The sequence below is a fragment of the Pantoea sp. USHLN256 genome (assembly GCF_037149875.1).
GTDB lineage: Bacteria > Pseudomonadota > Gammaproteobacteria > Enterobacterales > Enterobacteriaceae > Pantoea > Pantoea nemavictus.
The window spans coordinates 1-9,004 of record NZ_JBBCQO010000023.1 but is presented as its reverse complement, the minus strand read 5'-3'; the positions used below and the strand labels follow the sequence as shown (position 1 = coordinate 9,004).

Genomic DNA, 9,004 nt, shown 5'->3' with positions numbered 1-9,004 from the left:
AGAACGATTTTCTGATGTCAGTACAGAATCGGTGGAGCGGTAGTTCAGTTGGTTAGAATACCTGCCTGTCACGCAGGGGGTCGCGGGTTCGAGCCCCGTCCGTTCCGCCACTTAATTGATAAGCCCTGACTGCAAAGTCAGGGCTTTTTCATGTTGGTAATATTTTCGTTATTGTTGATGAAAAATCAAAATTCTTCTGCTTATAAGCGGATTTTTCAGCAATAATAAACCTGCCAGAATAGTTCCCATCGAAACATAACGCTATACGATGAGGAAATCATGACAATCCCCGCTTTTGGTTTAGGTACTTTTCGTCTTCAGGACGATGTCGTCATTCAGTCCGTTAAAAATGCACTGGATCTTGGCTATCGCGCTATCGATACCGCTCAAATCTATGAAAATGAGGCTGCTGTAGGGCAAGCAATTGCAGAAAGCGGCGTAGCGCGTGATGAACTATTCATTACTACCAAGATATGGATCGAGAATTTGTCCTCTGAGGCGCTAATCCCGAGCTTAGAAGAGAGCCTGATAAAACTGCGTACCAATTATGTCGATCTCACGCTGATTCATTGGCCTTCGCCCGGAAAAGCTATTTCTGTTAAAGAAAGTATGATGGCATTAATGGCAGCAAAAGAAGCAGGACTGACGCGTCAAATTGGTATTTCAAACTTCCCAATTGAATTGATGAAAGAGGCGATTGAAGCAGTGGGTGTGGAAAATATTGCGACTAACCAGATCGAGTTGCATCCCTTCCTACAGAATCGACAGGTAGTCGATTTCGCGCAACAGCACGCTCTTCATATCACTTCTTATATGACGCTGGCTTATGGAGAAGCGCTAAAGGATGAGGTGATTAACGCGATTGCTCAGAAGCATAAAGCCACTCCAGCTCAGATTGTTCTGGCATGGGCAATGAAGTTAGGTTACGCGGTTATCCCGTCATCAACCAAACGTGAAAACCTGGCGAGCAACATGGCAGCGGTTAATTTGCATCTGGATGATAAAGATATGGCAGATATTGCAGCGCTGGATCGTCAGCAGCGTTTAGTGAGCCCGGAAGGTCTGGCGCCTGACTGGGATTAATCACTAACCAATATTCAGCCCTGCACTCGCCAGGGCTGATCTTTTAACCATTCACTCAGAAAGTCGATAAACGCCCTGACGCGTTGGCTAACACCTAAGTCGCTGTAATAGACTGCATTAAAAGGCATTTTTACTGGAACGCGTCGCTCAGCAAGCAGCTCAATGAAAGTGCCATCCGCAATTTCTTTATCCACCATAAAATCTGATAAACAAGCGATACCCTGATCGCCTAAAACTAACTGTTTGAGAGTTTCGCCGCTGTTAGAGGACATACTCGGAATACTGTCATATAGGTCACCATTTTCATCGGTGACAGGCCAACGATTTAACCGGGGCGTTTCAACAAAGCCGAGGCATTCATGATAGGCCAAATCAGCTGCTGAAGCCGGTACGCCATATTTCGCCAGATAAGCCGGCGTGGCTACTAGTTTGCGATAGCTAGTGAAGAGTAGGCGAGCACGTAGCGTGGAGTCCGTTAAATTGCCAGCGCGAATTGCCACATCGACTTTACGTTCGATGAGATTGATGAAGCTCTCTGAAGAAATCAGCGATAGCCTAACGTCCGGATAGCGCTCACGAAATGGTTTAATCATCGGTAGTAACAGATGCAGAATCACGGGTGTAGCTGCATCAATGCGCAGTATGCCCTGTGGAGCCATTTGCCGCTCTATGAGCTCACTCTCGGCCGTAGACATCTCCTGCATCAACTTTTGCACACGGCGAAAGTAATGTTCGCCTTCATGAGTGAGTGCCAGCTGGCGTGTGGTACGCGTTAATAGCGCTACACCCAGTTTATTCTCCAGTTTCTTAACGGTACGGCTTACTGCCGAATTGGCCATCTGTAGCTGTTCCGCAGCACGGCTGAAACTGCCGCTTTCAACCACGGCAATAAACACTTTTAACTCATCTGACGATGCCTTCATTATCCCTCCAAAAGCAAAAGTCTATTCTCACTTTGCATCTTTTTGTCATTAAAGCATGCGGTAATACTAACGCCCAACAAAACCTTATTGGGAGTTAATCATGCCACTTGCACTTTGGGCGCTTACAATCAGTGCCTATGCCATCGGGACCACAGAATTTGTGATTGTTGGATTGATTCCGACCATCGCTGAACAGCTCAGTATTACGCTACCTTCTGCAGGAATGCTGGTATCCATTTACGCTTTAGGCGTGGCTGTCGGCGCACCCGTGCTTACCGCCTTAACCGGCAAGCTAGCCCGTAAACAATTATTGATGGGATTGATGGCACTATTTACCGTCGGTAATCTGGTTGCCTGGCTGGCGCCAAACTATGAAACGCTGGTAATAGCCCGTTTGCTGACCGGTCTCGCTCATGGTGTGTTCTTCTCTGTCGGATCAACGATTGCAACCAGTCTGGTGAGCAAGGAGAAAGCCGCGAGTGCGATTGCCATCATGTTTGGTGGTCTAACCGTCGCTTTGGTCACAGGTGTGCCGTTGGGGACGCTAATCGGGCAACACTTTGGCTGGCGTGAAAGTTTCCTCGCTGTATCGCTATTAGGAGTGATTGCATTAGTCGCAAGTCAGGTGCTTATCCCACGTAATATTGCGCAACCACCGGCCACGACACTGGCACAGCAGGCACGCGTAATGGTTAATCCACGTCTGCTACTGATCTATGCCATTACTGCACTGGGTTATGGCGGCGTATTTACTGCCTTCACATTCCTTGCGCCGATGATGCAGTCGCTGGCCGGTTTTTCGCCGACCGCGGTAAGCGTGATTTTGTTGGGATATGGTATTTCCGTTGCCATTGGTAACATCTGGGGCGGTAGGCTGGCCGATCGACGCGGAGCCGTTCCCGCTCTAACACTGATCTTTACGGCGCTGGCAATTTTGCTGATGGTATTCCAGTTCACTGCAAGTATGCATTACATGTCAGTGGCAACGATATTGGTCATGGGTATCTTCGCTTTTGCCAACGTGCCCGGTTTGCAGGTTTATGTGGTGCAGAAAGCTGAACACTTTGCACCGGGCGCAGTGGATGTCGCTTCAGGTTTGAATATCGCGGCATTCAATATTGGCATTGCTCTGGGGTCTACGGTCGGTGGTTATATTGTTGAGCATTATGGTTTGGCACAAACACCATGGGTAGGCGCTGTCATTGTTTTTGGTGCGTTGCTGCTGGTACGTTTAAGCGGTCAGCTCGAAAAGCCGAACTCGGCGATTGCGATTGAATAAGAGGCACAACAGCCTGCCAACTGGCAGGCTGTTACATTACTCTGCTGTGAGGTGAATTCCGACAATCTCCAACATCAATTGAAACCCCGCGCTACAATCCCTATAACAGTCAGGTGAAGTCAGAGTCGTAAACCAGTCAGGCGGGAAAGTGCGAAAAAAAACTTATTCAATGCGTTATGTAGCAGGTCAGCCAGCTGAGCGGATCTTTCCGCCGGGGGCAATGCTGCATGCTGGACAGGCTTTACCGCCCGGAGCACCTTTACCCGCAGATCCAACGCTGCGGGTTTTAGTCTGGAATATCTTCAAGCAGCAGCGTGCAGAGTGGATGTCAGTGCTGGAAGGCTTCGGCAAAGATGCTCACCTGGTGCTGTTACAGGAAGCGCAAGCCACGCCTGAGCTGGTCAAATTCGCCACCAGCAACTATCTCGCAGCCGATCAGGTCCCCGCATTTGTCTTACCGCAACATCCTTCTGGCGTCATGACGTTGGCTTCTGCGCATCCTGTGTATTGCTGCCCATTGCGTGAACGAGAGCCATTGCTACGTTTGGCCAAATCAGCGTTGGTCACGGCTTATCCTTTACCCACCGGCGAAATGCTGATGGTGGTAAATATCCACGCGGTGAATTTCAGTCTCGGAGTGGATGTGTACAGCAAGCAGCTCGGACCGATTGGTGAACAGATTCAACATCATCGTGGGCCGGTAATCATGGCCGGCGATTTCAACGCATGGAGCCGTCAGCGCATGAACGCGCTGTACCGTTTTGCCCGGGATATGTCACTGCGTGAGGTTAACTTCACGGACGACCATCGCCGTAAAGCCTTTGGTCGTCCGCTGGATTTCGTTTTCTATCGCGATATGAAGGTGAGTGAAGCCTCTGTGCTGGTAACGCGCGCTTCAGACCACAATCCTCTGTTGGTTGAATTCAACTCCCTCTACGGTATCGAGCGTTAAGAAACGCGCTCAGAACGCCGCTTTGCAATAATCAAAAATTATCAGAAATGGATAAGGCGGATTATTCGCAAAAGCCTTAAGAAGGGAAGGGCACATTTTGTGGATTGCCGAAAATGAAAAAGGCTGACAAAAGTCAGCCTTTTCGGGGCATTAGGTATCAGGTGTTGCGCTATTATTCACAAACAGCGTGAGCTTGTCGCCCGGCTGGATGTCTTTAGCATCACTGTTCCAGCGCATAACATCTTTGGTGTTCACACCATGACGTTTTGCAATACTGGCAAAAGAATCACCCTTACGTACACGGTAGGTGATGCTGTTGCCGTTATCAGCCAACTGCGTGCTCGCTTTGCCGCTTACGGTCAAGGTCTGACCGGTACGAACCGAAGCGCTGCGCAGATTGTTCTGCTGTTTCAATGCACTGACGCTAACGCCAAGCTTGCTGGCAATGCCAGACAAGGTGTCACCTTTGCGAACCGTGTAGCTGTTTCCTGCCGCGCTGACTTTCGCCATCTCGGTAGGCTGCACGGAAGCGATATCACCGGAAGCCAGTGAATCGCGCAACTTAGCAACGTTAGACTTCGGCACCATAATGTAGTGCGGTCCGTTTGGCGCTGTGGCACCGTTTTTATAACCAGCATTAAATGTCTTCAGCTTGCTGAGAGACATGCCTGCCATGTCGGCGGCCTGCGTCAGTTCAATCTGCTGTCCCACTTCTACGCGAGCTAATGCACGGCTCTCGTTCGGGGTCGGCAGTTTGATACCGTAACGCTTGTTGTTCTTGAGGATCTCACTCAAGGCCAACATTTTAGGTACGTACACCGTCGTCTCGCGTGGTAACGATAAACTCCAGAAGTCCGTCGGCTTGCCGCGCGCCTTATTCTGTTTCATCGCTTTCAGCACACGCCCTTCACCGCTGTTATAGGCGGCGATGGTCAGTAACCAGTCACCGTCAAACATACCGTTCAGACGCTGCATCATATCCAGCGCTACTTTGGTCGAGGCCACCACATCGCGGCGTCCGTCGTACCATTGGTTCTGTTTCAAACCATAGTTTTTGCCCGTTTGTGCAACAATCTGCCAGATGCCGGCGGCATTCGCAGAAGATGTTGCGTGTGGGTCAAAAGCGCTCTCCACTATGGGTAGCAGTACCAGTTCCATCGGCATTTTACGTTTCTGTATCTGCTCGACTATCCAGTACATGTACGGCTCTGCCCGTAATGTTACATCGTGGAGATAGCTCTTATTTTTTAAAAATTTTGTTTTTTGTTCGCGGATCCGGCTGTTTTCCGGAATCCCCATCTTCAACTCGTCACTAATGTGATTCCAGAGATCAGTATCTTCTGCGAGGCTTGTTCCATCATCCTGCCATCGCGGCGACAACAATCGATCTCCGTACTTTCCATTTTCACCTTGACCAGCTGAAGACAGACTCTGTGCATGCTGTACGGGGATATTGGCGTCATTCCTTGATGCCTGACATCCTACCAGCAAGACCGAGGCGAGTAATATCGCTTTAGCCTTCATGTGTGTGTCAATAGTTCGCTTAAAAGACGAGCAACTATACGTGACGGTCCGCCACAACACAACCTCAAAAATCAAAAGCGGTCTTTCTTCTCGCGTAGATCGGCAAAAGTTTGCCATAACGCTGACGATGACACGTTAGTGCCTAAAGCCTTTTGTAAATCAGCATCTTGCGTGCGCAAAAATAAATTTATTTCACGCTCTAAGGCCAGTTTTGTCGGTAAAGTAATGCGGTTTTCTGCGCGTAAGTCCTTAATTTGCTGATACCTTGCCAAAATTTTAGGGTCTTGGGGCAGAATAGCCGCAGCAAACTTCATATTGGATAAAGTGTATTCATGCGCACAGCAAATAAGGGTATCTTCAGGTAGCTGATTAAGCTTTTGAAATGATTCGAACATTTGTTGTGCGGTGCCTTCAAATAAGCGTCCGCAGCCGCCAGAAAATAGGGTGTCACCACAGAAAAGATAAGGGGAGCTGAAATATGAGATATGTCCTAAAGTATGACCAGGCGTTGCGATGACGCGGAAGTTCAGACCAAGTAGGGTAAATTCATCCCCTTCAGTCACAATGCGCTTGGCTCCTTTATCTGCAGTTTCCTGTGGACCGAAAACCTCCAAATCGGGATAGTGCTGCAACAGTTCGCTCACACCGCCGACGTGATCATGATGATGATGCGTCAGCAAAATCGCGACAGGTTGCCAGCGATTCGCTTTCAATTTATCCAGCACCGGCTGTGCTTCGCCGGGATCGACAATCAGACATCTATTGTCTTCGTCCGTCAGTGCCCAGATGTAGTTATCCTGCAATGCGGGAATGCTGGTAAGATTCATAAACACCTCTCAGGTCGTAGAAAAAGGAAAATGGTAGAGCATGAAGCCAGCTAAAACACGCCAAATCCTGACTGCACCGCGCTCCTGGCGCGATATGCCCATGGGAGACTATTTTCGCGACGCGCTCACCCAGCAACTGCAGCCCTATCTCGGTAAGCTCTATGGCTTTCATATGCTTAAAATTGGCAGCCTCAGCGCAGAAATCAACACCAGTCAGTGTGCCATATCGCATCAGGTGAATGTGGGCATTGAGGGCGATGAGCTACAGGTGATTGCCAATTCCACCCAGTTACCCTTTGAATCGAAATCCGTTGATGCCTGTTTACTCGCACATACGCTGGCATGGAGTCAGGATCCCCATCGAGTATTACGCGAGGTAGATCGCGTGCTGATTGATGATGGCTGGATGATCATTAGCGGCTTCAATCCGTTCAGTCTGTTAGGTATTAGCAAAGGTATTCCCGGTTTGCACTCACGCGCGCCATGGAGTGGACGCATGTTCAGTCAGGTACGTTTGCTCGATTGGCTCAACCTGCTTAATTATGAAGTGGTATATCGCACGCGTTTTCAGGTGGTGCCATGGCATCGACAAGGCGGCAGGGTGATCAGTGCGCATCTGCCTGCACTCGGGTGTTTGAATATTGTAGTGGCGCGTAAACGTACGTTCCCGTTAACGCCCACCAAAATGAAGAAGAATCTAAGTCAAAGCCAGCTGCGTCAAACGGTTAACGTGACGCGCCAGTTTCGCGAAGTGAAGGATCAGGACTCAACCTGATAGCCGATGTCATCCTGCGTAGGATTACCCGCCGCGCTGCGTGCCAGTTCATCGCAGCGTTCATTTTCTGGATGACCGGCGTGACCTTTCACCCATTCCCACTTAATTTCATGATTGCTGAGCGCCAGATCGAGGCGTTTCCACAAATCAACATTTTTCACGGGCTTCTTATCGGCGGTTTTCCAGCCGCGCTTCTTCCAGTTATGAATCCAGCTGGTAATGCCCTGGCGCACATATTGGCTGTCGGTGCTGATCACCACGTCACACGGCTGCGTCAAGGCTTCGAGTGCCACGATCGCGGCCATCAACTCCATGCGATTATTGGTGGTAAGACGATAGCCGGTGCTGAACAATTTTTCATGTTCGCGATAGCGTAGAATGGCGCCGTAGCCACCGGGACCGGGATTGCCCAGGCAGGATCCATCGGTGAATATTTCTACCTGTTTGCGCATCTCTGGTAGACTTCCTTCTGACAAAACGCCAAGTCTGACATAAAACGAGTCCTATGAGCACTGCAAATAACCGCCAGATCGTCCTCGATACTGAAACCACCGGCATGAACATGATCGGTGTGCATTATGAAGGACATCGCATCATTGAAATTGGTGCGGTTGAGGTGATCAACCGTCGCCTGACCGGCAACAACTTCCACATGTATCTGAAGCCCGATCGGCTGGTGGATCCAGAAGCGTTCGGCGTGCACGGCATTGCCGATGAATTTCTCGCTGATAAACCGCTGTTTGCGGATATTGCCGACGAATTTCTTGAGTACATTCGTGGCGCAGAGCTGGTGATCCATAACGCCTCGTTCGATATCGGCTTTATGGATTATGAATTCGGCATGCTGAAGCGCGATATCGGCAAAACCGAAACTTTCTGCCAGATCACCGATAGCCTGGCGATGGCGCGTAAGATGTATCCCGGCAAACGCAACAGCCTTGATGCATTGTGTAACCGTTATGAAATAGACAACAGCAAGCGTACGCTGCACGGCGCACTGCTCGATGCCGAGATTCTGGCAGAAGTGTTCCTGATGATGACCGGCGGGCAAACCTCGCTGGCCTTTTCGCTGGACGGCGAGCAGAACAATCAGGGTGGCGGTGAGAATATTCAACGCATTGTGCGTCCGAGTTCGGGCCTGCGCATCGTTACCGCCAGCGACGAAGAGTTAATCGCGCATGAAGGTCGTCTGGATTTAGTGCAGAAGAAGGGCGGCAGCTGCCTGTGGCGGGTGTAAAACAGCTGATTTTGCGTGCAAAATCGTCGTTAAGCTGAAAAAAACGCCAAACGAAACATTCCCACATAAAAAGCGTTGACGGGTGCTGAAGCTGCTATTAATATGCGCCTCGTTCTCGACGGGGAACAAAGCGCGGAGCGGTAGTTCAGTTGGTTAGAATACCTGCCTGTCACGCAGGGGGTCGCGGGTTCGAGCCCCGTCCGTTCCGCCAATCTATTTAAAGAAGCCGATGCAGAAATGCATCGGCTTTTTGCTTTTCCTGGCTGACATAAATGCCAGCCCTACACATCCAGCGTAGGGTCGCCATTCAGGTACAAACCGGGCACATGGGTAACACTTTAGACCGGGCACATGGGTAACAGTTATAAATGGCATAGCAGAGGAGACTCACTATGCCCTGGACT

Annotated in this window: 8 protein-coding genes, 2 tRNA genes and 1 pseudogene; 7 read left to right on the top strand and 4 right to left on the bottom strand. The window is 49.9% G+C overall.

What is annotated here, in order from left to right:
* Positions 1-33 precede the first annotated feature (33 nt).
* Together WFL93_RS24030 and dkgB are read left to right on the top strand one after the other, a co-directional pair.
* Positions 34-110 (top strand) — tRNA-Asp (locus WFL93_RS24030).
* A 169-nt stretch (positions 111-279) separates the two neighbouring features.
* Positions 280-1,083: a 2,5-didehydrogluconate reductase DkgB gene (gene dkgB, locus WFL93_RS24025; protein ID WP_336779200.1), complete on the top strand. Its 804-nt coding sequence runs from the start codon at positions 280-282 to the stop codon at positions 1,081-1,083.
* Between the two features lie 14 nt (positions 1,084-1,097).
* Here the strand turns inward: dkgB and yafC are convergent, their stop codons facing one another.
* A complete protein-coding gene (gene yafC, locus WFL93_RS24020; RefSeq protein WP_007887220.1) occupies positions 1,098-2,006 on the bottom strand; it encodes a DNA-binding transcriptional regulator YafC in 909 nt (302 codons plus the stop codon).
* A 100-nt stretch (positions 2,007-2,106) separates the two neighbouring features.
* Between yafC and WFL93_RS24015 the strand changes: the two genes are divergently transcribed.
* Both WFL93_RS24015 and WFL93_RS24010 read left to right on the top strand, forming a co-directional pair.
* The gene (locus WFL93_RS24015; protein ID WP_336779199.1) at positions 2,107-3,285 is read left to right on the top strand and encodes an MFS transporter; all 1,179 of its coding nucleotides are present in this window, start codon (positions 2,107-2,109) and stop codon (positions 3,283-3,285) included.
* Between the two features lie 148 nt (positions 3,286-3,433).
* Entirely contained in the window at positions 3,434-4,237 is an 804-nt protein-coding gene (locus WFL93_RS24010; RefSeq protein WP_007887218.1) for an endonuclease/exonuclease/phosphatase family protein, read from the top strand.
* A 150-nt stretch (positions 4,238-4,387) separates the two neighbouring features.
* Here the strand turns inward: WFL93_RS24010 and mltD are convergent, their stop codons facing one another.
* A complete protein-coding gene (mltD, locus tag WFL93_RS24005) occupies positions 4,388-5,761 on the bottom strand; it encodes a murein transglycosylase D (protein WP_036620368.1) in 1,374 nt (457 codons plus the stop codon).
* A gap of 71 nt (positions 5,762-5,832) precedes the next feature.
* Positions 5,833-6,588: a hydroxyacylglutathione hydrolase gene (gene gloB / locus WFL93_RS24000; RefSeq protein WP_336779198.1), complete on the bottom strand. Its 756-nt coding sequence runs from the start codon at positions 6,586-6,588 to the stop codon at positions 5,833-5,835.
* A gap of 40 nt (positions 6,589-6,628) precedes the next feature.
* Here gloB and WFL93_RS23995 point away from each other — a divergent pair, with 40 nt between their 5' ends.
* Positions 6,629-7,363 (top strand): class I SAM-dependent methyltransferase, encoded by a 735-nt coding sequence (locus WFL93_RS23995; protein ID WP_007887211.1) that lies wholly within the window; start codon positions 6,629-6,631, stop codon positions 7,361-7,363.
* Here WFL93_RS23995 and rnhA read toward each other — a convergent pair.
* Positions 7,348-7,915: pseudogene (gene rnhA / locus WFL93_RS23990) on the bottom strand (ribonuclease HI). The gene WFL93_RS23995 and the pseudogene rnhA overlap by 16 nt on opposite strands.
* Here rnhA and dnaQ point away from each other — a divergent pair.
* Both dnaQ and WFL93_RS23980 read left to right on the top strand, forming a co-directional pair.
* Entirely contained in the window at positions 7,869-8,600 is a 732-nt protein-coding gene (dnaQ, locus tag WFL93_RS23985) for a DNA polymerase III subunit epsilon (protein ID WP_007887209.1), read from the top strand. The pseudogene rnhA and the gene dnaQ sit on opposite strands and share 47 nt — an antisense overlap.
* A 134-nt stretch (positions 8,601-8,734) precedes the next feature.
* Positions 8,735-8,811, top strand: a tRNA-Asp gene (locus WFL93_RS23980).
* Positions 8,812-9,004: the final 193 nt, after the last annotated feature.